Annotated in this window: 17 protein-coding genes and 1 pseudogene; 8 read left to right on the top strand and 10 right to left on the bottom strand. The window is 70.0% G+C overall.

Annotated features, from left to right (window positions below; genetic code table 11):
• Positions 1 to 20: 20 nt before the first annotated feature.
• The gene (locus IH68_RS0139390; RefSeq protein ID WP_037886004.1) at positions 21 to 1424 is read right to left on the bottom strand and encodes an FAD-binding oxidoreductase; all 1404 of its coding nucleotides are present in this window, start codon (positions 1422 to 1424) and stop codon (positions 21 to 23) included.
• Between the two features lie 188 nt (positions 1425 to 1612).
• On the opposite strand from IH68_RS0139390, the gene hemB reads away from it, so the two are divergent.
• The 4 genes and pseudogenes from hemB (at position 1613) to IH68_RS0139370 (ending at position 5253) form a co-directional block, all read left to right on the top strand.
• Positions 1613 to 2605, top strand: a complete 993-nt coding sequence (hemB, locus tag IH68_RS0139385; RefSeq protein ID WP_030945597.1) for a porphobilinogen synthase — start codon at positions 1613 to 1615, stop codon at positions 2603 to 2605.
• 300 nt (positions 2606 to 2905) lie between these two features.
• Entirely contained in the window at positions 2906 to 3265 is a 360-nt protein-coding gene (locus IH68_RS0139380) for a DUF805 domain-containing protein (protein WP_030945595.1), read from the top strand.
• A 421-nt stretch (positions 3266 to 3686) separates the two neighbouring features.
• Positions 3687 to 3929, top strand: a pseudogene (locus IH68_RS55765) (SAM-dependent methyltransferase); the annotation flags it as partial.
• Positions 3930 to 4050: 121 nt separating this feature from the next.
• Positions 4051 to 5253, top strand: a complete 1203-nt coding sequence (locus IH68_RS0139370) for a PLP-dependent aminotransferase family protein (protein ID WP_030945591.1) — start codon at positions 4051 to 4053, stop codon at positions 5251 to 5253.
• A gap of 217 nt (positions 5254 to 5470) precedes the next feature.
• Here IH68_RS0139370 and IH68_RS0139365 read toward each other — a convergent pair whose 3' ends face one another.
• Both IH68_RS0139365 and IH68_RS0139360 read right to left on the bottom strand, forming a co-directional pair.
• A complete protein-coding gene (locus IH68_RS0139365) occupies positions 5471 to 6247 on the bottom strand; it encodes a DUF4253 domain-containing protein (protein WP_030945588.1) in 777 nt (258 codons plus the stop codon).
• 45 nt (positions 6248 to 6292) lie between these two features.
• Positions 6293 to 6880: a TetR/AcrR family transcriptional regulator gene (locus IH68_RS0139360; RefSeq protein ID WP_030945586.1), complete on the bottom strand. Its 588-nt coding sequence runs from the start codon at positions 6878 to 6880 to the stop codon at positions 6293 to 6295.
• Between the two features lie 73 nt (positions 6881 to 6953).
• On the opposite strand from IH68_RS0139360, the gene IH68_RS0139355 reads away from it, so the two are divergent.
• A complete protein-coding gene (locus IH68_RS0139355) occupies positions 6954 to 7814 on the top strand; it encodes a class I SAM-dependent methyltransferase (RefSeq protein WP_078912810.1) in 861 nt (286 codons plus the stop codon).
• Positions 7815 to 7942: 128 nt separating this feature from the next.
• On the opposite strand, the gene IH68_RS0139350 is transcribed toward IH68_RS0139355, so the two are convergent.
• Entirely contained in the window at positions 7943 to 8779 is an 837-nt protein-coding gene (locus IH68_RS0139350; RefSeq protein WP_030945582.1) for a helix-turn-helix domain-containing protein, read from the bottom strand.
• Entirely contained in the window at positions 8776 to 9564 is a 789-nt protein-coding gene (locus IH68_RS0139345) for a peptidoglycan-binding protein (RefSeq protein WP_030945579.1), read from the bottom strand. The genes IH68_RS0139350 and IH68_RS0139345 overlap by 4 nt, the downstream gene beginning before the upstream one ends.
• A gap of 300 nt (positions 9565 to 9864) precedes the next feature.
• On the opposite strand from IH68_RS0139345, the gene IH68_RS0139340 reads away from it, so the two are divergent.
• Positions 9865 to 10305 carry a peptidoglycan-binding domain-containing protein gene (locus tag IH68_RS0139340; RefSeq protein WP_030945576.1) on the top strand — a complete coding sequence of 147 codons (441 nt, stop codon included), beginning with the start codon at positions 9865 to 9867 and terminating at the stop codon, positions 10303 to 10305.
• A gap of 75 nt (positions 10306 to 10380) precedes the next feature.
• Here the strand turns inward: IH68_RS0139340 and argS are convergent, their stop codons facing one another.
• Positions 10381 to 12141: an arginine--tRNA ligase gene (argS, locus tag IH68_RS0139335; protein ID WP_030945573.1), complete on the bottom strand. Its 1761-nt coding sequence runs from the start codon at positions 12139 to 12141 to the stop codon at positions 10381 to 10383.
• Positions 12142 to 12360: 219 nt separating this feature from the next.
• Here argS and lysS point away from each other — a divergent pair, with 219 nt between their 5' ends.
• The gene (gene lysS / locus IH68_RS0139330; RefSeq protein ID WP_030945569.1) at positions 12361 to 14109 is read left to right on the top strand and encodes a lysine--tRNA ligase; all 1749 of its coding nucleotides are present in this window, start codon (positions 12361 to 12363) and stop codon (positions 14107 to 14109) included.
• A gap of 45 nt (positions 14110 to 14154) precedes the next feature.
• On the opposite strand, the gene IH68_RS0139325 is transcribed toward lysS, so the two are convergent.
• The 3 genes from IH68_RS0139325 to IH68_RS0139315 all read right to left on the bottom strand — a co-directional run bounded on the left by IH68_RS0139325 (position 14155) and on the right by IH68_RS0139315 (position 17489).
• Complete coding sequence (locus IH68_RS0139325) at positions 14155 to 15447, bottom strand: DUF2637 domain-containing protein (RefSeq protein ID WP_030945566.1); 1293 nt, start codon at positions 15445 to 15447, stop codon at positions 14155 to 14157.
• Positions 15448 to 15614: 167 nt separating this feature from the next.
• Entirely contained in the window at positions 15615 to 16508 is an 894-nt protein-coding gene (locus tag IH68_RS0139320; protein ID WP_420719030.1) for a DUF3558 family protein, read from the bottom strand.
• A 135-nt stretch (positions 16509 to 16643) separates the two neighbouring features.
• Positions 16644 to 17489: a hypothetical protein gene (locus IH68_RS0139315; protein WP_030945560.1), complete on the bottom strand. Its 846-nt coding sequence runs from the start codon at positions 17487 to 17489 to the stop codon at positions 16644 to 16646.
• 216 nt (positions 17490 to 17705) lie between these two features.
• On the opposite strand from IH68_RS0139315, the gene IH68_RS0139310 reads away from it, so the two are divergent.
• Entirely contained in the window at positions 17706 to 18899 is a 1194-nt protein-coding gene (locus tag IH68_RS0139310; RefSeq protein WP_030945557.1) for an RtcB family protein, read from the top strand.
• Between the two features lie 60 nt (positions 18900 to 18959).
• Here the strand turns inward: IH68_RS0139310 and IH68_RS0139305 are convergent, their stop codons facing one another.
• The gene (locus tag IH68_RS0139305; protein ID WP_030945554.1) at positions 18960 to 20225 is read right to left on the bottom strand and encodes a GNAT family N-acetyltransferase; all 1266 of its coding nucleotides are present in this window, start codon (positions 20223 to 20225) and stop codon (positions 18960 to 18962) included.
• Position 20226: the final 1 nt, after the last annotated feature.

Raw genomic sequence — 20226 nt, 5'->3', positions numbered from 1 at the left:
CCGTCACCGGCAGGATGCAGCTACGCGGATGCGGGAAGCACCGTGTGGCCGAAGCGGAGCAGGTTGTCCGGGTCGTAGGTCGACTTCGTCTTGCTCAGGCGGGTGTAGACCTCGTCCGTCCAGGCGCGTGCCCGGTCCTTCTCGTCGCCCGGGCGGCCGTGGAGGTTGACCATCGTGTGGCCGGTGCTGTGCGGGGACATGGCGTTGTGGAGGGCCGTTGTGGCCGATTCCACGGCGGCTGCGGTGTCGGGGTCGGGCAGGACGCCGACCGTTTCCAGGAGGTAGCTGGCGTCGCGGGCGCAGATGGCGTCCTCGACGGGGGCCGGGCGGGAGAGTTCGCCGCCCATGTGGCGCAGTTCGATCAGCAGGAGCGGGAGGTCCGGGACGGCCGGGCCCGCATGTGCCAGGAAGGCCGTCTGGGCGTCCGGGGGCAGCGCCCTGAGCAGGGTGCAGGCCTCGCGGGCGGGGAGCGGGTCGTGCGGGTCCAGGTAGATGCGGTCCATGGCGGCGTACGGCATTTCCTCCACCGTGTCGATGACGACGGGTGCGGCCGCGCGGACGGGGGCCAGGAGGCTCTCGCCCTCCTTCGCGTCGCCGGTCCAGGCCAGGGCGACGCGGGCCCAGAAGCCGCCGCGCAGGGGCTCTGGGATCTGCGGGATCGGCGGCAGGCGCAGGATCGTGTACGCGCTGCACATCTCGGTGGGCAGCGTGGTCGTCCAGTCGGCCCAGGTGCGCAGGACCGTCTCCGCGTGTTCGCCGGGGAAGTAGATGCCGCCGCCGAGGACCGTGGGCAGCGGGAGCAGTTCGAAGGTCAGCTCGGTGACCACACCCACGTTGCCCTTGCCGCCCCGCAGGGCCCAGAAGAGGTCCGGTTCGGTGTCGGCGGTCACCGTGCGCAGGGTTGCGTCCGGCGTGACGACCTGGACGGAGCGGACCCGGTCGGCCGCGTAGCCGTAGGTCCGGCCGAGGACGGGCAGACCGCCGCCCAGGGTGTAGCCGACGACGCCCGCGTCCGAGGACGACCCGTTGAGCGGGGCGAGGCCGTACGGGGCGGCCGCCTCCAGGACGTGGCGCCACCTCGCGCCGGCGGCGACCGTCGCGGTGCGTTCGGCCGGGTCGATCGTCACGTCGGTCAGGCGGGTGGTGCTGAGGAGCAGGCCGCCGTCGATCGGGAAGTTCGCGCCGTGGCCGGTGGCCTGCACCGCAACCGGGGTTCCGGTGGCCGCGGCCCAGCGCATCGCCGTCACGATGTCGTCGACGTCTGCCGCTCCGACCACGACGTCAGGATGGTGGAAGGCCGACAGATTGAAGCCGGTGACCTCGGCCACGTAGGCGTCATCGCCGGGGCGCAGGACGGGGCCGTGGATCTCGGACAGGGCGAACAGGTCCGGGGCCTGATGCGGGGTGTGGTGTGTGGCGGTCATCTCGTCCTCCTCCTTCGCGCAGGCAGACAGGCGTGCGCGGTGAGGGGACGGGGGCCCGGTCCTTGCTCCTTGCTGTGTTTTCAGGATGGACCCGGGGGGTGCGGGGCGCATCGCGAGGGGCGAGCAGCTGCGCAGGCCCGACATACCGTCGGCAAAGGTGCCTGTGGGCCGGGCGTAGCGTAGGCGGCATGACGAAGTACGGATCCTTCCCCGGCACGCGGCCGCGGCGGCTGCGGACCACCCCCGTCATGCGGCGCATGGTCGCCGAGACCCGGCTGCACCCGGCGGACTTCATCCTTCCGGCGTTCGTGCGCGAGGGCGTCTCCGAGCCCGTGCCGATCTCCGCCATGCCCGGCGTCGTTCAGCACACGCGCGACAGCCTGAAGAAGGCGGCCGCCGAGGCGGTGGCCGCCGGGGTCTCCGGGATCATGCTGTTCGGCGTGCCGGAGGAGGAGAAGAAGGACGCCCTCGGGACGCCGGGGACCGACCCGGACGGGATTCTGCAGGTCGCGATCCGTGATGTGCGGGCCGAGGTCGGGGACGATCTTCTTGTGATGTCCGATCTGTGTCTCGACGAGACGACCGATCACGGGCACTGCGGGGTGCTCGACGCGGAAGGGCGCGTCGACAACGACGCCACGCTCGAGCGGTACGCCGAGATGGCGCAGGTCCAGGCCGATGCGGGCGCCCATGTGGTGGGCCCCAGCGGGATGATGGACGGGCAGATCGGCGTCATCCGTGACGCACTCGACCAGATCGGGCGGGAGGACGTCGCGATCCTCGCCTACACCGTGAAGTACGCCTCCGCGTTCTACGGGCCGTTCCGGGAGGCCGTCGGCTCCTCCCTGAAGGGCGACCGGAAGACCTACCAGCAGGATCCCGCCAATGTGCGTGAGTCGCTGCGGGAGTTGGCGCTCGACCTCGAAGAGGGCGCCGACATGGTGATGGTGAAGCCGGCGGGACCGTTCCTCGACATCCTCGCGCGGGTCGCGGACGCGGTGGACGTGCCGGTCGCCGCCTACCAGATCTCCGGTGAGTACTCGATGATCGAGGCCGCCGCCGAGAAGGGCTGGATCGACCGCGACCGGGCGATCCTGGAGACGCTGACCGGCATCAAGCGGGCGGGCGCGCAGAACATCCTCACGTACTGGGCGACCGAAGTGGCGGAAAAGTTGCGCTGATTCGGGCTACGGATGGGGATACGTCAGGCCTCGAATCGGCCACCGACCAGCATCGGTATGCACTCGGTTCGGACACGGAAGCAACTCGGATCCGTGAACTGACGCCTCCCGTCCTGCGGTTCCCCGCCGTTCTCCGTGATCAGCGGCGGGTCCGGGGCGGATCTGCGGTGGATCTGTCCGAAAAGCGCTCAACCGTTGCGGTGTGCACACCGAATTGACGAGTTCTCGTCAGTGTCTTTACCTTCTCGCCTGGCCTGATCCGTTCCGGATGGTCCGAACGTCGATCCCTGGGGGACACAAGTGAGCTGGTTCATCGAGGCGCTGAAGAAGTACGCGGTGTTCAGCGGGCGCGCGCGCCGCAAGGAGTACTGGATGTTCGTGCTGTTCACGGCGATCATCTACGCCGTGCTGCTCGGCATCGGCCTCGCGATCAAGGCGCCGTTCATCGCGATCGTCTTCTACGTCGCGATCCTGCTGCCCAGCCTGGCCGTCGGCGTGCGCCGTCTGCACGACACCGGCCGCTCCGGCTGGTGGCTGCTGTTCGGGATCGTCCCGATCGTCGGCGGTATCACCCTGCTGGTCTTCAGCTGCTCCGACAGCCAGCCGGGCGAGAACAAGTACGGCCCGAACCCGAAGGAAGCGGCTGTGGCCCACGCCTGATCCTCTGAGCATCGAGGCCGCCCGGTTCACGACCGGGCGGCCTCTTCGCGTTCCGTTCGGCGGGAGCGTGCCCGGCGGGAGCGTGCAGGGAGTGGTTCCTTGCCGGGCCCTCGTCCTGAAGGCCCTCCCCGTCCCTGCATCCCGTCAGCGCGAACGCGGCGAGTACCAGGGCGGTGGCGGCGAGGAGACGGGTGCGAGGGGCTCGGGCGGGCATGGTGGTACGTGCCTTCCGTGGGCGGTGGGCTGGGGGATTCCAGCCTGAGCGGTGATCGGCCGCGCGCGCCACAGTCTGCTGGCGATTCGGGACGCCGAAGCCAGGGAATGGCCTCTGACCTGCAGGGATGTCACGTCCCATGGGTTCGATACGGGACGCGTCGGGAGTCCGGGACCTGTGAGGCCACGGTGCGGGCAACGGCAACCCTTCGTGCTGCGCTCCCGGGCGGAGGTCGAGCGCTTCTTCGCGGAGAGCGCGCTGGAGCCGGCGGATCCGGGGGTGGTCCCGGTGCATCACTGGCGCGCCGACCACGCCGCTCCCGTGCCCGAGCAGCCGGACGCCTCCTGCCTGGCGGTGCTCGAGGACATCGAGAAGGTGCGGTACGCCGACATCAACGACGTCACGGACGCCGACATCAACGTGTACGCGGCGATCGGCAACAAGGCCTGAGCGGCAGGCCGAAGGCCTGAGGAGCGGTTCGTCCGTATCGCGGAAACCTGCTTGTAGACAGCACGTACATCCCTAGGCTGCGGTCACGAGCCGCCGTCACCGCAGTCGAAGGAGCCGTGCCATGACCGTCGCACCCGCCTTTGCCCCCGTCCCGCCGCCGGCCGCGCGGGCCCGGTCGATCGGCGGTTCGCCGGTACGGGACATCCTTGCCGTCACCGCCCGCCCCGAGGTGATCAACTTCGCGGGCGGGCTGCCGGCGCCCGAGCTGTTCGACGCGCAGGGGGTCGCGGAGGCCTTCGGATCGGTGCTCGCCGGGGCGTCCGCGCAGGCCCTGCAGTACTCCACGACGGAGGGCGAACCGGCGCTGCGGGGTGCACTCGCCGCCCGGACGGCGGCCCGCGGGCTGCCCACGGACGCCGACGACATCCTGGTCACCACGGGCTCTCAGCAGGCGCTGTCCCTGCTGGCCACGGCGCTGCTGGAGCCCGGGGACGCCGTCCTCGTCGAAAGTCCCTGTTATCTGGCGGCACTTCAGGTCTTCGCGTTCGCGGGCGCGCGGGTGGTGGCCGTGCCAGGAGACGGCGACGGCGTCGACCCCGTGGCCCTGGAGGAACTGGTGGTGCGGGAGCGGCCCAAGCTGCTGTACACCGTGCCGACGTTCCAGAACCCGACCGGCCGCACCATGCCGGCCGACCGCCGGGCGGCCGTCGCAGCCGTGGCCGCCCGCCGGGGGCTGTGGATCGTCGAGGACGACCCCTACGGCGAACTCCGCTTCGAGGGCGAGCGGGTGCCGTGGATCGCCTCGTACGAGGAGGCGGCGGACCGGACCGTGCTGCTCGGCTCCTTCTCCAAGGTCATGGCGCCGGGCCTCAGGCTCGGCTGGCTGCGGGCGCCCGGGGAGCTGCGGCGCGCCTGTGTCGTCGCCAAGCAGGCCGCCGACCTGCACACCCCGACCCTCAACCAGCTTGCGGCGGCACGGTACTTGGCGGACCGTGACCTGGACGCGCATGTGGCGCGGGTCGCGGGCGTCTACCGCGAACGGCGGGACGTCATGCTCGCAGGGCTGGCCGAGGCACTTCCCGACGGCTCGGTCTGGACCCGGCCAGAGGGCGGCATGTTCCTCTGGGCCCGCCTCCCGGAGCCGTACGACACCACCGCGCTGCTTCCGCAGGTGGTGCGGCACGACGTGGCGTACGTCCCCGGCGCACCCTTCTACGCCGGCGAGCCCGACCGCGCCACCCTGCGGCTGTGCTTTGTGACGCAGACGCCGGAAGAGATCCGGGAGGGGCTCAGGAGGCTGGGGGAGGGGCTTGCCCTGTTTTGATCAGGCCCGTAACGCCGGTGGGAATGTGACGTTATCGAGAACGGCAGAAACATCACATTTCGTACACGGAGGTCTCAAATGGTCGTCGCTGCTCTGCTCACCGGTGTGGCTGTCCTCCTTCACCACGTCCTCGGCGTCTGAAGACAGCCCCTACGCCGCGGTCGAGACCGGTGCGCCCACCACCGGACCGGCCGCGGCGTCTGCATGCGGCGGACCGTCAGTCCCACCAGAAGTGCCAGGCCGGCTGGTTGAGCAGCTGATGCTCGGCATACGCGGCCAGGGTGGTGTCCGCGCCCTGCAGGAGGTTGTCAGGGCAGAACGCGAAGTGCTCGGCGGCGACGGCCTCCGCCTCGGCGAGGGTGGTGGGCGGGGCGGCGACGGACACCGTCAGCTGGTCGAAGCCGAGCGCCACGACGCGTATGCCGAAGCGCTCCTCCCAGGAGCGGAGTACGGAGCACAGCCGCGCGGTGTCGCCTTCGTGGTTCGCCGGACCCGTCCAGCCGATCGCCGCGGGTATGTCGGCGCTGCGGCGGGCCGGGACGAGGGCGAGACGGGGCTCCTTGAGGGGACCCCCACCGTCGAGGAGGGAGTCCACGACGGCGGAGGCGACGGACTCGGGGTCCGCGTCGGCGGCCACGGGTTGGGCGGCGGCCAGGCCGGGCCAGTCGGCGCCGTCCTCCGCGCACTCGGCCCAGAGCTCCTCCAGCACCTCCTCGGCGTCGTGATCCCCGGGATAGGAGGTCTTGCCGGGCATCAACTCCCACTGCTCCGGCCCGCCGTGACCGGCACCGACATCAAGGACCAACGGGAGCAGCCCGGCGGCCGGTGCCGTCTGCTGGAGCGCGGCCCGGGCACCGGGCGCCGCCTGTCCGTCGGCCAGCCACAGCAACGGCTCGTGCCACGGCCCGTCGTCCGTGGCGTCGACCAGCGCGCCCGGCGGGAGGTCGAGGCCGAGGGACGCGAGACGTGGCAGGGGGTTGGGAAGAGTCGCCATGTCATCGACTGTAGGGGCCGCCACTGACAATGCCGCGGGCAGCCGTCACCGCACGGCCCCAGCGACGACGGTCGCCACCGTTCTGCGCACCGCCGCCGCGTCCGGCGGCCCCGCCTCCCGGTCGGCGAACAGGAGGTGTGCGGCGCCCAGCAGGGTGGCGGCGAGGATGTCCACGTCCGCGTCCACCGCGATACGGCCCAGGTCGCGCTCGGCGGCGAGATAGCCCGTGAGCATCGCCGACGCCTCCGTCATGAGCGGGATGCCGCTGGAACCCGCCGCGCGCAGCCGGGCACGGAGTTCGTCCCGGGTGATGACCAGGCCCACGACGGCGATCGCCACCGCGTCGAACAGGTCCGTCAGCGTGCCGGTCAGGTTGCCGACGACCGTGCCCGTCCCGGCGGCCTCACGCAGGGCCCCGTCCAGGTCCGCCAGCCGGCGGATACGGTCCAGCACCAGCTCCGCCAGGAACGCGTCGAAGTCCGCGAAGTGCCGGTGCAGAACCCCTTTCGCGCAGCCCGCCTCCGTCGTCACCGCCCTGCTCGTCAGGGCGCTCGGACCGGCGCGCAGCAGGATGCGCTCGGCGGCGTCGAAGAGCTGTTGGCGTGGGTCGCGGATGGCCACACCTGTCGGCATACCGCCTCCTGTCCCGGCACGAGTGGGCGCATGCCCATTGACGAGTGGGCGCGCGCCCACCCATAGTGGGCGCATGCCCACTTTACCGTCCTCGGCGTCCTCCTCGCCGTCTGCCGCCGCGAGTCAGCCCGCAAGCCAGTCCCCGAACGAGCCCCACCAGCGCCGAGACATCGCCGAGTCCTTCGGCACGGACGCCGAGCGCTACGACCGGGCGCGCCCCCGCTACCCCGACGCCCTGATCCAGCGGATCGTCGCGGCCGCCCCCGGACCCGACCTCCTCGACGTCGGCTGCGGCACCGGCATCGCCGCCCGGCAGTTCCAGGCGGCCGGCTGCAAGGTCCACGGCGTCGAACCCGACGCACGTATGGCCGAGTTGGCTCGACGGCTCGGTACGGACACGGACGTCGCGAAGTTCGAGGACTGGGAGCCGGGGGAGCGGCGCTTCGACGTCGTCGCCGCCGGAACCGCCTGGCACTGGATCGACCTCGCCGCGGGCGCGGCCAAGGCGGCGCAGGCGCTGCGGCCGGGCGGTCTGCTGGTCCCCTTCTGGAACGTCGCCGAGACCCCGCCCGACCTCGCGGAAGCGGTCGCCGACGCCGCCGAACGCGTCATGCCCGACGCGCCGTTCGACTTCCGGGCGGCCCTGACGCGGTCCATGGTCGACGGCTACCAGGTCTTCCTGGCCAGGGCCTCGGACGCGATCCGGGCGGCGGACGGCGCGTTCGGCGAGCCCGAACTCTGGCGGTACGACTGGGAGTTCACGTACACCCGGGACGCCTGGCTGGACGTCCTTCCCACACAGGGCGCCTTCACCCGCCTCCGGCCCGACCAACTCGCCGAGATCCTGCGCGCGGTGGGCTCCGCCATCGACACGCGTGGGGGCACCGTCACGATGCCCTACGCGACGCTGGCGGTGGTCACCTCGCGGCGGTGAAGGCGGCCCAGGCGATCGTCGTCGTCGCCACGGCCGGCCTGTACGGAGCATGGCTCGGGGCCGAGCCGTGGTGAAAGGGAGCAGCAGGATCCCCAGGAGCCCGCCTGAGCAGGTGCCCGAACTCACCGTCACCGCGAAACGGAGTCGAAGCACTCCTCCTTACCGCCCTCTGCCGGACGGAAACAGGTTCGGAGCACGGTTCCCGGACGGGTCACCGTCATCGGGGTGTAGACGAAGTTGTCCGCGTCGACGGCGTTCTCGACCTCGGCGCGGCGGTCCCGGCCGCCTGCCGTCAGCTCGAGACGGTCGCCGACCCGCGTGCCCCACATCCGTGCCCAACTCGTCCCGCACTCCTTGCTGTAGCGGACCTCCAGCCAGGCTCCGGCGGCCGTGTGATGCGTGGCGACGGTGTCCGGTGTGGCCGCGCAGTACATGTCGATCGGGCTCTTGCCCTCGCAGGACGAAGCCCGGCAGTGCGGCCCGGGAGCGGAGGCGGTCGCGGCGGCCGTGCGGGGTCCGTCGCTGTGGCGTGGCAGCAGGAGCAGCGCCACCGCCACGCCGCCGAGGGCCACGGCACACACCGACGCGAGCACCGCCACGGTCACCGCACCCCGATGACCACCGCCCTGCGCGGTCTCCGCCGGAGCCTCAGGCGGACGCGGCAACGGATCCGCGGCCGGCGACGACGCCTGCTCCGGCGTATCCGCCCGGCCCGCCTCCGTCGCCCGCCCGCTCCACTCCGACTCCGCGATCTCCCACAGCGCCAGACACCGGCCGTCCGGTTCGCCGGCCAGTCGGCACAGCTCCTGCACCGCCGTGCGCGGCGGCAGTGTCCTGCCGTTGAGGTAGCGCTCCCAGGACGACTTGCTGAACGCCGTCTTCGCCGCGAGGGCCGCCAGGCTCAGACCGGTGCGGGCCCTCAACTCCCGTAGCGCGGCGGCCAGTCGGGTCTGTTCCGGGGTCATCCCCGCAGGGCCTTCCAGGTGTGCGGGCCGACGACACCGTCCACGTCGAGCCGCGCCTGCTTCTGGAACGCCTTGACCGCGCCCTGCGTCAGCGGGCCGAACATGCCGTCGATGCCGCCCGGCGAGATACCCGCCCGGCGCAGCAGACACTGCACCTCGGCCACCGCCGGCCCGGAGTCGCCGTACCCCACCGTGGCGTTCCGCGTACGGCTGTTGCCCGCGTACCAGCGGCCGTCGACCTGCTCCAGACGGCAGCTGTACGCGGGCGCCGACGTTCCCGCCGTCAAGGTGACCGTGGTCGTCGTCGTCCGGTCCGCGGTGCCGCCGCCGTGGTCCATGAGCCGCCAGGTCACCAGCACCGCCGACGACATCGCCAGCACCAGGGCCACCGCCCCCGCCACGATCGCGAAGCGCAACGACCGCGCGCTCCCGCCGCCGGGCTCCGCCGACAGGATCTCCGCCTCCGGTACGGCGGTCTCCATGACTGCCGTCTCCGGTTCGGGAGTTCCGCCGCGCGGGTTCCCCCAGGCCTCGGCGGCGACTTCGTGCAGAGCGAGCAGCCGGGTCGGGTCGTCGCCGCCGACCAGGGCCAGCGCCTCCACGGCCTCCCGCGGCGGCAGCGAACGGCCGCCCAGATACCGCTCCCACGACTTGGGGCTGTACCCCGTGCGCGCCGCCAGCTGACGTACGCTCAGCCCGCTGTGGTCCTTCAGCCGGCGTAGACGCACCAGTAACTGCCGTACACGCGGATCGAGTTCTGCGGGCAGCGCTTTCCAACGCGACATGGTGTGGTCCCCCCACGCGTTCATGAACAGCGGCCGTGGTCAGTGGCCCCTGTACCCCGTGCCGCATTCTGCACCAGCATCCACAGGACTGCACCGGAACCTGCGGCCTGCACCCATACCCAATCGGCCACCACCCGCCGCCGGCCGTCCCTCTGCACCGTCGCCCCACCACGAGTCCCCGCAGGTCAACGGGCGGGACATCCCACGAGGACGTCACTTCCGCGGCAACCGTGGCGGCCCTCGCCGCCCTCCCCGCACTCTCGTCCCGGCACCACACACCACGACCCGAGAGGGACACGAATGCGATCGAACGCCTTGGCCAGGACACTCGTCAGCGCCGCCGCAGTGATCGGACTCGCCGCCGGCGGCCTGGCCACCGCGGGCACCAGCTTCGCCGCGCCGGCCTCGGCCACCAGCGCCCAGACCGTCACCATCCGGGCGACGCACAACTTCGGCCTGACCTCCGACGAGGCCAAGAAGGTCCAGAACTGGCTGCACACCTACTGGAGCTACAACGACGGCATCGACGGACAGCTCGGCACCAACAGCTGGAAGGCGTTCCAGCGCTGCCTGCACACGTACTGGGGCTACAACGACACGATCGACGGAGACCCGGGCCCCAACACCATCAAGGCCCTGCAGCGCCTGCTGAAGGACGCCTGGGGCTACACCGGCGAGATCGACGGGGACGCCGGATCGGGCACCAAGGCCGCGTTCAAGCGGTTCGCCAACGGCATCTGACGTCCTCGCCCGAACGACCACGGCCCGCCCTCTCCGCGGAGAGGGCGGGCCGCGGTACGTCGGCCGGTACGGGCCTCAGAGCCGCTCGGGCGTCCGGATCCCCAGCAGCGCCATGCCCTGGTGCAGGGTGCGGGCCGTCACGTCGCACAGGAACAGACGGTTCGCCACCTGCGCGGGCGTCTCGGCCTTCAGCACCGGGCACTTGTCGTAGAACGACGTGTACAGCGACGCCAGCTGGTACAGGTACGCGGCCAGCTTGTGCGGCGCGTACTCCGCGGCCGCCTCGAAGACCGTGTCACCGAACGCGTCCAGGTGCAGGCCGAGCGCCCGCTCCGCCGGGGCGAGTTCCAGCTCCGGGTGCGCGGCCGGCTTAGTCTCCCCGGCCTTGCGCAGGATCGACTGGATACGGGCGTACGCGTACTGCAGGTACACCGACGTGTCGCCGTTCAGCGACACCATCTGGTCCAGGTCGAACTTGTAGTCCCGGTTCGGGGACGTCGACAGGTCCGCGTACTTCACCGCACCGATGCCGACCTGCGCGGCCCGCTCCTGGATCTCGTCCTCGGTGAGGTCCTGCGCCTTCTCCCGGACCACCTCGGCGGCCCGCTGCACCGCCTCGTCCAGCAGGTCCTCAAGCCGTACGGTCTCGCCCTCACGCGTCTTGAACGGCTTGCCGTCCGCGCCCAGCACCGTGCCGTAGCCCATGTTGTGCGCGGAGACGCCGTCCTTCAGCCACCCCGCCCGCCGGGCCGTCTCGAAGACCATCTTGAAGTGCAGCGACTGGCGTACGTCCACGACGTACAGCAGCGACGTCGCGTGCAGGTCGAAGACACGGTTGCGGATCGCGGTCAGGTCGGAGGCCGCGTAGCCGAAGCCGCCGTCGGCCTTCTGCACGATCAGCGGGACCGGCTTGTCGTCCTTGCCCCGGATCTCGTCGAAGAAGACGACGAGCGCGCCCTCGGAACGCTCCGCGACCCCCATCTCCTCCAGGAGGCGGGCGGTCTCCGGCATGCCCTCGTTGTACGCGGACTCGCCGACGATCTCGTCGTCCCGGATCTCCATGTCCAGCTTCTCGAAGACCGAGTAGAAGTAGACCTTCGACTCGTCCACGAACTGCTGCCACAGCTCGAGCGTCTCCTTGTCGCCGGACTGCAGGGCCACGACCCTCTTCCGCGCCCGCTCCTTGAACTCCTCGTCGGAGTCGAAGACCGCACGCGACGCCTTGTACACCCGGTTCAGGTTCGACATGGCCTGCTCGCCGTCGACGTCCTCCGCCGGGGCCAGCTCGCCGGGGTGCTCGAACAGGTACTGGATGAGCATGCCGAACTGGGTGCCCCAGTCGCCGATGTGGTGCCGGCCGATCGTCTGCTCGCCGGTGAAGTCGAGCATGCCGCGCAGCGCGTCACCGATCACCGCCGAGCGCAGATGGCCGACGTGCATCTCCTTCGCCACGTTCGGCTGCGCGTAGTCGACGACCGTGATGCCCGGGTTCTCCTTCAGCGGCACACCGAGCCGGTCACCGTCGGCGGCACGCGCCGCGAGCGTCTCGGTGATCGCACGGTCCGCGATCGTGATGTTCAGGAAGCCGGGGCCGGAGACCTCGACGTCCTTGATCGGACCGTCACCGGTGGCGATCCGGGAGACGACCTGGGTCGCCAGCTCCCGCGGATTCGCCTTCGCCTTCTTGGCGAGCGCGAGGATGCCGTTGGCCTGGAAGTCGGCCCGGTCGCTTCGGCGCAGCAGCGGGTCGACTCCGTCGGCTTCCGGGAGGGCGGAGGCGAGGGCGTCGGTGAGGTGCTGGTTGACTGCGTCGCTGAGGGACTTGACCGGGGCCATGGGAGTGGGTGCCGTTCTCCTCGTGGGGATTGATAGACACGGTCAGTATCCCATGGGGGGTGAAGCGGTTTTTTCGATCGCGGGCCGGTGGGGGTTGATCGCGCCCCGCGGCGGAGCCGCATATGAGCACAGCCCCGCGCCCCTAAGGGAGGCGGCTTCGCCGCCTAGACTGGGGGCGCAGTCGAATTGACCGTACTGGCTGCCCGGAGAAAGAAGGACGTGCCGATCGTGGCTCAGAGCACCGAGACCGCCGACTGGGTCTCCCGTTTCGCGGATGACGTCATCGAGGAGTCGGAGCGCCGGGCACCCGGCAAACCTGTCGTCGTCGCGTCCGGCCTGTCCCCCTCCGGCCCGATCCACCTCGGCAACCTGCGCGAGGTCATGACCCCGCACCTCGTCGCCGACGAGATCCGCCGCCGCGGACACCAGGTCCGCCACCTCATCTCCTGGGACGACTACGACCGCTACCGCAAGGTGCCCGAAGGCATCCCCGGGGTCGACAAGGACGCCTGGGCCGAGCACATCGGCAAGCCGCTGACGTCCGTGCCCGCCCCGAAGGGGTCCGCGTACCCCAACTGGGCCGAGCACTTCAAGGCCGCCATGGTCGAGTCGCTCGCCGAGCTGGGCGTGGAGTTCGACGGGATCAGCCAGACCGCTCAGTACACCTCCGGCGTGTACCGCGAGCAGATCCTGCACGCCGTCGCGCACCGCGCCGACATCGACGCGATCCTCGACCAGTACCGCACCAAGAAGGCCCCGGCCAAGCAGAAGCAAGGGCAGAAGCCGGTCGACGAGGCCGAGCTGGAGGCCGCCGAGGGCTCCGGCGCGGCGAACGAGGACGACGGCTCGTCCGGCACCGCCGGCTACTTCCCGTACAAGCCGTACTGCGGCAACTGCGAGAAGGACCTGACCACGGTCACCTCCTACGACGACGCCACGACCGAGCTGACCTACGCCTGCACGGCGTGCGGCTTCTCCGAGACCGTCCGGCTCAACGAGTTCAACCGCGGCAAGCTGGTCTGGAAGGTCGACTGGCCCATGCGCTGGGCCTATGAGGGCGTGATCTTCGAGCCGAGCGGTGTCGACCACTCCTCCCCGGGGTCGAGCTTCCAGGTCGGCGGCCAGATCGTCGGGATCTTCGGCGGCAAGCAGCCCATCGGCCCGATGTACGCCTTCGTGGGCATCAGCGGCATGGCGAAGATGTCCTCCTCGCGCGGCGGCGTACCCACCCCCGGCGACGCCCTGAAGATCATGGAACCGCAGCTCCTGCGCTGGCTGTACGCCCGCCGCCGCCCCAACCAGTCCTTCAAGATCGCCTTCGACCAGGAGATCCAGCGCCTCTACGACGAGTGGGACAAGCTCGACGCCAAGGTCACCGACGGCTCGGCCCTCCCGGCGGACGTCGCGGCCCACTCGCGCGCCGTGCGCACCGCCGGCGGCGAACTGCCGAAGACGCCGCGCCCGCTGCCGTACCGGACACTCGCGTCCGTCGCCGACATCACCGCCGGCCACGAGGACCAGGCCCTGCGGATCCTGAGCGAACTGGACCCCGCCAACCCGCTCGGCTCGCTCGACGAGGCCCGCCCGCGCTACGACAAGGCCGAAGCCTGGATCAACACGCACGTCCCCGCCGACCAGCGGACCATCGTGCGCGACGAACCCGACGCCGAACTGCTCAAGTCCCTCGACGAGGCCTCCCAGCAGTCCCTGCGGCTGCTGACCGAAGGCCTCGCCGACCACTGGTCGCTCGACGGGCTCACCCACCTCGTCTACGGCGTGCCCAAGGTGCAGGCCGGATTCCCCGCCGACGCCACACCCAAGGAACTCCCGCCGGAGATCAAGACCTCCCAGCGGACCTTCTTCGCCCTGCTGTACCACCTGCTGGTCGGCCGCGACACCGGTCCGCGACTGCCCACGCTGCTGCTCGCCGTGGGACAGGAGCGGGTACGGGCCCTGCTCGGGGAGTGACGCCGTGAGCAAAGCACCCGGTGCCCTGGGGCACCGGGCGCTTTCTCATGCGATGTGCTCCTCCGCCATCTCCGCATTGAGACGGTTCGAGAAACGGTTCACCATGCGCTTGGCCTCGGCCTCGGGGAGCGTGATGCCGTACGTCGCCTCGACGTCGGCGATGAACACCCTGGGCGTGGGCGCCCCGTTACCGCCCTTTATCGACTCCCGGAAGACCTGGTAGTACGCGTCCTCGTCAGGCTCCGGAGGGCCACCGCCCTCGCCCAGCTCACGGGTACGGCCGGGACTCACCGGGATCGGGAAGCTGCCGGTGTCCTCCGGAGAGGGCTCCTGCGCGGGCCCTTCCTCGTACTGGAGCTGCTCCTGCTGGTACTCGTCCTGCTGGTACTGCTCCGCCTGCTGCTGCTCCGCGTACCACTGGGCGTACTGCTCCGGGTCGTACGCAGGGTCGTAACCCCCGTGGTACTCGATCTGCTGCGGATGCCGGGCGTGCAGCCACGGGCTCACCTCCGGCTCAGCCGCCTCGGGAGCCGCGGGCGCCTCGGGAACATAGCCGCGCTGCTCCGCCGGCTGCGGAGCCGGCGCCGCCACCGCGGGACGGCTCTCCACAGAACGGGCGAGCTCCGGCGCCGGCGGCAGCAGGGCCGGCTCGATGCCCGCCGCCGCCAGCCCCTCCGGAGCCGTCTGCGCCAACGGAACCCCGTACCGCGCCAGCCTGAGCGGCATCAGCGACTCCACCGGAGCCTTCCGCCGCCACGCCCGGCCGAAGCGCGAACGCAACCGGGCCTGATAGACGAGCCGCTCCTGCTCCAGCTTGATGACCTGCTCGTAGGAGCGCAGCTCCCACAGCTTCATCCGCCGCCACAGAAGGAACGTCGGGATCGGGGAGAGCATCCACCGCGTCAGACGGACACCCTCCATGTGCTTGTCGGCCGTGATGTCCGCGATACGGCCGATGGCGTGCCGGGCGGCCTCGACAGCGACCACGAACAGCACCGGGATGACGGCGTGCATCCCCACACCCAGCGGATCCGGCCAGGCCGCCGCACCGTTGAACGCGATCGTCGCCGCCGTCAGCAGCCACGCCGTCTGACGCAGCAGCGGGAAGGGAATGCGGATCCACGTCAGGAGAAGATCCAGGGCCAGCAGGACACAGATACCCGCGTCGATGCCTATCGGGAAGACATAAGAGAAGTTCCCGAAACCCTTCTTGATGGCCAACTCACGGACCGCGGCATACGAACCGGCGAAGCCGATGCCGGCGATGATCACGGCGCCGGTCACGACCACGCCGATGAGAATCCGGTGCATCCGAGTCAGCTGCAGTGGCGCGGCCACCCGTACTCCCCTCCCATTGCATGCTGTTGCGCGCAACAGAGTGGCACATGTGTCCGCCGAACGAGGTAACGGAACGGGTGGAGCCCGGTCCCCGCAGGGGGCCGGACTCCATCAAAAAGCGGTGCTGAGCTGCGAGTTGGCGTCCAGACGCAGCCCAGATGTGACAGTCAGCTCTTCTTGGACGCTGAGGAGGACGGAGAGGCCGAAGCGGACTTCGAAGGAGACGGGGAGGCCGACCTCGACGCCGACTCGGACGGCGAGGGCTTCGCCGTGCCCGCACCACTGCCGGCGCCCGCGCCGCCATCGCCGTTGGCCGCCGCCACCGAGGCCACCGCCTCCTTGGCCGCCGCCTCCGCGACCTTCACCAGCGCGTCCGCGCTCGGAGTCTTCTCACCGGCCAGACCAGCACCGTTGTAGTCCAGCGTGATCACGACGTTCTCGACGCGCGTCACCACCGTCTGCTGCTTGAAGGCGCCTTCCTTCTTCTTCAGGTCGTAGCGCACCAGCGTCGCCTCGGCGCCCGTCCCGGCAACCGGCTCCGACTTCAGGTTCTTCGCACCCTGAGCCGCCTTGGCGTCCGTCACCTGCTTCTCGAAGTACGTATGCGCCAACTGGTCGCCCTCACCACGGGTGGCATCCGACTCGAAGCGCAGCAGCGACACATTCAGCCAGCGGAACTGCGAGCCCTTCACACCGTTGTTGTCCAGACTGCTCCACGAGCAGCTCGCCCGCGTCGCCGTATCGCCGGACTTGCCCGCCTTGCCGGACTTGACGCCCTTCGGTACGAGCGAAGTCAGCGTCTTCTTCGACAACACCCCACACGAATCCGGCAACTTCCGGTACGCGGCCGCCTGCACCGTCGGCGCCGTGCTCGCCGTCGCCGCCGCCGTCTCACCGGCGCCCGCGGCCTTGCTCCCCCCGTCACCGGAGCCGGAGTCCGAGGAGCAGCCGGCGGCGAACACCATCACGGGGACTGCGACCGCGCCCGCAAGCAGACGGCCTGACCGCCTCACTCGCTTCTCTCGCCGGTCGCGCTGGTCTCGCTCTGCTGGTCGCTGCATGGTTCCTTCACTCATGACGCTGTGGTTCCTGAGGTCGGCGGATCGGGTCCGAGGAGCCACCGTACGCGGTGAGGAAACTGTGTGCTTCCGCTTCTTCAGCTTTACGAAGGGGCACCCGAGGCACCCGAACGCCCCCTAACCACCCAGCGTGTCCGCCAGCTGCGCAGCCAGATTCCGGGCCCTGTCCTGCATTTCCTCACTGTCGGGCACAACGCCGACAGCAGCCGGCTGCTCCTCGTACTCGATGGTCACAATGACGTTGGACGTGCGGAACACCACAGTCACCGTGCGCTGCCGGGCCGTCGAACCCGAGCCACTCAGAGCGTCGTCCAAGAACGCCTCGTCACCGAGATCGTCGAGAGTACGGGGCTGGAGATTGGCCGGGGCCGCGGACGAGGAGGCGGACTCGGAGCCGGAAGGGGAGACCGAAGCCGAGGAACTGGCGCCGGCAGTGGGACTCGAACTGGCACTGGCGCTGGGAGTGGAACCGGAACTGGAACTGGAACTGGAATCACTGTCCGAACTCGTCGGCTCGGGCAGGTCGGCCGCCGTCTCCTTCTCCGCGAACAACTCCTGCGCCTGGGTGTCGTCGCTCACCGAGTTGTCATACGAGACCACCCGCTCGAAATCGACCATCAACCGGTCGGAAGCCGCCGTCGAGTCCACCTTCCAGCGACAACCCGCCTTGCGGTCGTTGTCGAACGCGAGCGCGGCGTCACCCTCGTAGGCCTTCTCCTGCTGGTCCGCATCCGCGATCTGCTTGATACCCGGCAGCAGCGAGTCCAACGTGTCATGACTCACCGCACTGCACGGCCCCGGCAGCGTGCGGTACTTCCCCGGCTGCGCCACGACACTCGCCGTACCCGCCTCACCCGGGTTCGCGTCATCCGTCGCGCCGCCACCGCCCGAACCGCCTGTGCAGCCTGCCAGCAGCGCCACAAGGAACGCGGCGACGCCGGATACGTACGCCTTCCGCTGCACGGTCGGCTCCTCTCGACGGTGGCTCTGTGGCCGTTCCTGGGCCGGGTCTACCAGTGTCCCCGCTGGTTAATCGCTTGCCGCGCGGGGGCGTCTCCTGGGCACCATGTGTATCGCACGCACTGCCGTGGACGCCGGTCCGTTGTCCTTTTTCATCGACCTTGGCGCCGGTTTTGCGGTCTAAGACTTCTGTCATGTTTTCGGGGGAATGAGGATGATATGTCGTACGTAGAGATGCCGGGCGCGAAGGTCCCGATCCGCATGTGGACCGACCCGACGACGGTCGAGGACGTGGCCCTGCAGCAGCTCCGCAATGTCGCGACGCTGCCGTGGATCAAGGGCCTGGCGGTCATGCCGGACGTGCATTACGGGAAGGGCGCGACGGTCGGGTCCGTCATCGCGATGCAGGGGGCTGTGTGTCCTGCGGCGGTGGGGGTGGACATCGGCTGCGGGATGTCTGCCGTCAAGACATCGCTGACCGCCAATGATCTGCCGGGGGATCTTTCGCGGCTGCGGTCGAAGATCGAGCAGGCTATTCCGGTGGGGCGCGGGATGCATGACGATCCCGTGGACCCCGGGCGGCTGCACGGGTTCGGTACGGCCGGGTGGGAGGACTTCTGGGGGCGGTTCGACGGGATCGCCGAAGCGGTCAAATTCCGTCATGAACGTGCTGAAAAGCAGATGGGTACGCTCGGAAGCGGCAACCATTTCGTCGAAGTGTGCACAGATACGACCGGTTCCGTTTGGTTGATGCTGCACTCGGGATCGCGGAACATCGGCAAGGAACTCGCAGAGTTCCACATCGGCGTGGCCCAGAAGCTCCCGCACAACCAGGGCCTGGTCGACCGTGACCTCGCTGTCTTCGTGGCGGACACCCCGCAGATGGCGGCCTACCGGAACGACCTCTTCTGGGCGCAGGAGTACGCGAAGTACAACCGCACCCTGATGATGGCGCTCCTGAAGGACGTGATCCGCAAGGAGTTCCGGAAGGCGAAGCCGACCTTCGAGCCCGAGATCAGTGCTCATCACAACTACGTTGCCGAAGAGCGCTACGAGGGCATGGACCTGCTCGTCACCCGCAAGGGCGCGATCCGCGCAGGTTCCGGCGAGTACGGGATCATCCCCGGTTCCATGGGCACGGGCTCGTACATCGTGAAGGGCCTCGGCAACGAGAAGGCCTTCAACTCGGCGTCGCACGGCGCGGGTCGGCGCATGAGCCGCAACGCGGCGAAGCGGCGGTTCTCGACGAAGGACCTGGAGGAGCAGACGCGGGGCGTGGAGTGCCGTAAGGACTCCGGTGTCGTGGACGAGATCCCGGGGGCATACAAGCCGATCGAGCAGGTCATTGACCAGCAGCGGGACCTCGTAGAGGTCGTGGCGAAGCTGAAGCAGGTTGTTTGCGTCAAGGGCTGACACGGCTGAAGGCTGTGCGCGCCCATGGGGCCCGAACCATCCGGTTCGGGCCCCATTCCGTCAATGGAGCCGTTTCTCCAGCAGCGTCACCGCGTAGGGGCTGCCCAACCCGCCGTCCTTTACCCGCTGTTCGCCGACCACCGTGTAGCCCGCCGACTCGTAGTACGTGCGCAGGCGCGGGTTGGAGGCCAGGCAGTCGAGGCGGGCGTATGGGCGGCCTGTGGCGGCGATGCGGGACTCTGCCTCCGCCAGCATTCGGCGGCCTGTTCCGGGCGGAGCCGTGTGCGGGGTCGTCATCAGGCGGTGGATGTAGCCCGCGTCGGCGGGGCGGGGGCCCCAGGCTGCCGGGTCGTCCCACCAGAGTTCCCAGGCGCCGGCGAGGTGGGGGCCTGCGTGGGCCAGCCAGACCTCGCCCTGTTCCATGCGGGTGCGGAAGTGGCTCTCGTCCTTTTCGCCCGGCTTCCATTGGTCGATGCCTTGCGCCTGCTGCCAGAGCGCGGCCGTGTCGCGGAGGCGGACGAGGGTGGGGGCGTCGGGTGGGGTCGCCTTGCGGAGGGTCAGGGGTGGCCAGGTGGTGGGGCGGGGTTCCAGGAGGGCTGTGCGGAGGGTTGTCGCCAAGGCTTCTGCGTCCAGGGACAGTTCCCGTGCCACGTAGTCCTCGATCGAGCCGTAGCGCGCCTTCATGGCTGCGAGGAAGGTGCGCATCACCGTCTGCGGGGCCCGGCCGAAGCCCGGCCAGGTCGGTTCGCGGCCGTCGTTCCTCGACTTCCAGCTGGCCAGGATGCCGGGTGTGGCCAGTTCGGTGAGGCTGTAGTCCTCGATGATGGTCGTTTCCGGGATGCCCAGCAACGTCAGGATCAGCGCGGCCAGTTGGCCCGTGCGGTCCTTGCCCGAGGCGCAGTGGAAGACAAGAGGCTCTGCCGACTCCGCTGCCTCCGCCACCAGTTCCAGGGCCCGGCGGATCTCCTTCACGCCGTCCTCCGCCACCTCCATGTAGCGCTCCGCCAGGTACGGCCCGGGGTCGAGGCCGGGGGCCTGGACGGCCTGGTCGTAGGCGCGGTGTTCGATGCTGAGGTTGTGGTACGTGAAGGAGGGGGCGGCCGGGACACGCCCGCGGGCGTCGGCCTCCCAGGGGTGGCGGAGGTCGATGACCGTGCGGATGCCGAGGGCGAGGAAGTGGGACCAGTCCTCCGTGCCCTGCCGCAGCTTGCCCAGCGAGTCGGCCCGGTACAGGCGTCCGGGGCGGATCCGGTGGCCGTCGGGGGTCGAATAGCCGCCCAGGTCACGGAAGTTGTGCAGCCCGTCGAAAGGTATGTGTCTGTCCACA

This window comes from Streptomyces sp. NRRL S-646 (assembly GCF_000720765.1).
Taxonomy (GTDB): Bacteria; Actinomycetota; Actinomycetes; order Streptomycetales; family Streptomycetaceae; genus Streptomyces.
The sequence above is the reverse complement of the archived record's forward strand: the minus strand, read 5'-3'. Positions and strand labels throughout refer to the sequence as shown.

Bases quoted from the DNA above. Each gene is read 5' to 3' on its own strand.
- IH68_RS0139390 (WP_037886004.1), bottom strand. From the start codon at position 1,424: ATGACCGCCACACACCACACCCCGCATCAGGCCCCGGACCTGTTCGCC.
- hemB (WP_030945597.1), top strand. From the start codon at position 1,613: ATGACGAAGTACGGATCCTTCCCCGGCACGCGGCCGCGGCGGCTGCGG.
- IH68_RS0139370 (WP_030945591.1), top strand. From the start codon at position 4,051: ATGACCGTCGCACCCGCCTTTGCCCCCGTCCCGCCGCCGGCCGCGCGG.
- IH68_RS0139365 (WP_030945588.1), bottom strand. From the start codon at position 6,247: ATGGCGACTCTTCCCAACCCCCTGCCACGTCTCGCGTCCCTCGGCCTC.
- IH68_RS0139360 (WP_030945586.1), bottom strand. From the start codon at position 6,880: ATGCCGACAGGTGTGGCCATCCGCGACCCACGCCAACAGCTCTTCGAC.
- IH68_RS0139355 (WP_078912810.1), top strand. From the start codon at position 6,954: ATGCCCACTTTACCGTCCTCGGCGTCCTCCTCGCCGTCTGCCGCCGCG.
- IH68_RS0139350 (WP_030945582.1), bottom strand. From the start codon at position 8,779: ATGACCCCGGAACAGACCCGACTGGCCGCCGCGCTACGGGAGTTGAGG.
- IH68_RS0139345 (WP_030945579.1), bottom strand. From the start codon at position 9,564: ATGTCGCGTTGGAAAGCGCTGCCCGCAGAACTCGATCCGCGTGTACGG.
- IH68_RS0139340 (WP_030945576.1), top strand. From the start codon at position 9,865: ATGCGATCGAACGCCTTGGCCAGGACACTCGTCAGCGCCGCCGCAGTG.
- argS (WP_030945573.1), bottom strand. From the start codon at position 12,141: ATGGCCCCGGTCAAGTCCCTCAGCGACGCAGTCAACCAGCACCTCACC.
- IH68_RS0139320 (WP_420719030.1), bottom strand. From the start codon at position 16,508: ATGCAGCGACCAGCAGAGCGAGACCAGCGCGACCGGCGAGAGAAGCGA.
- IH68_RS0139310 (WP_030945557.1), top strand. From the start codon at position 17,706: ATGTCGTACGTAGAGATGCCGGGCGCGAAGGTCCCGATCCGCATGTGG.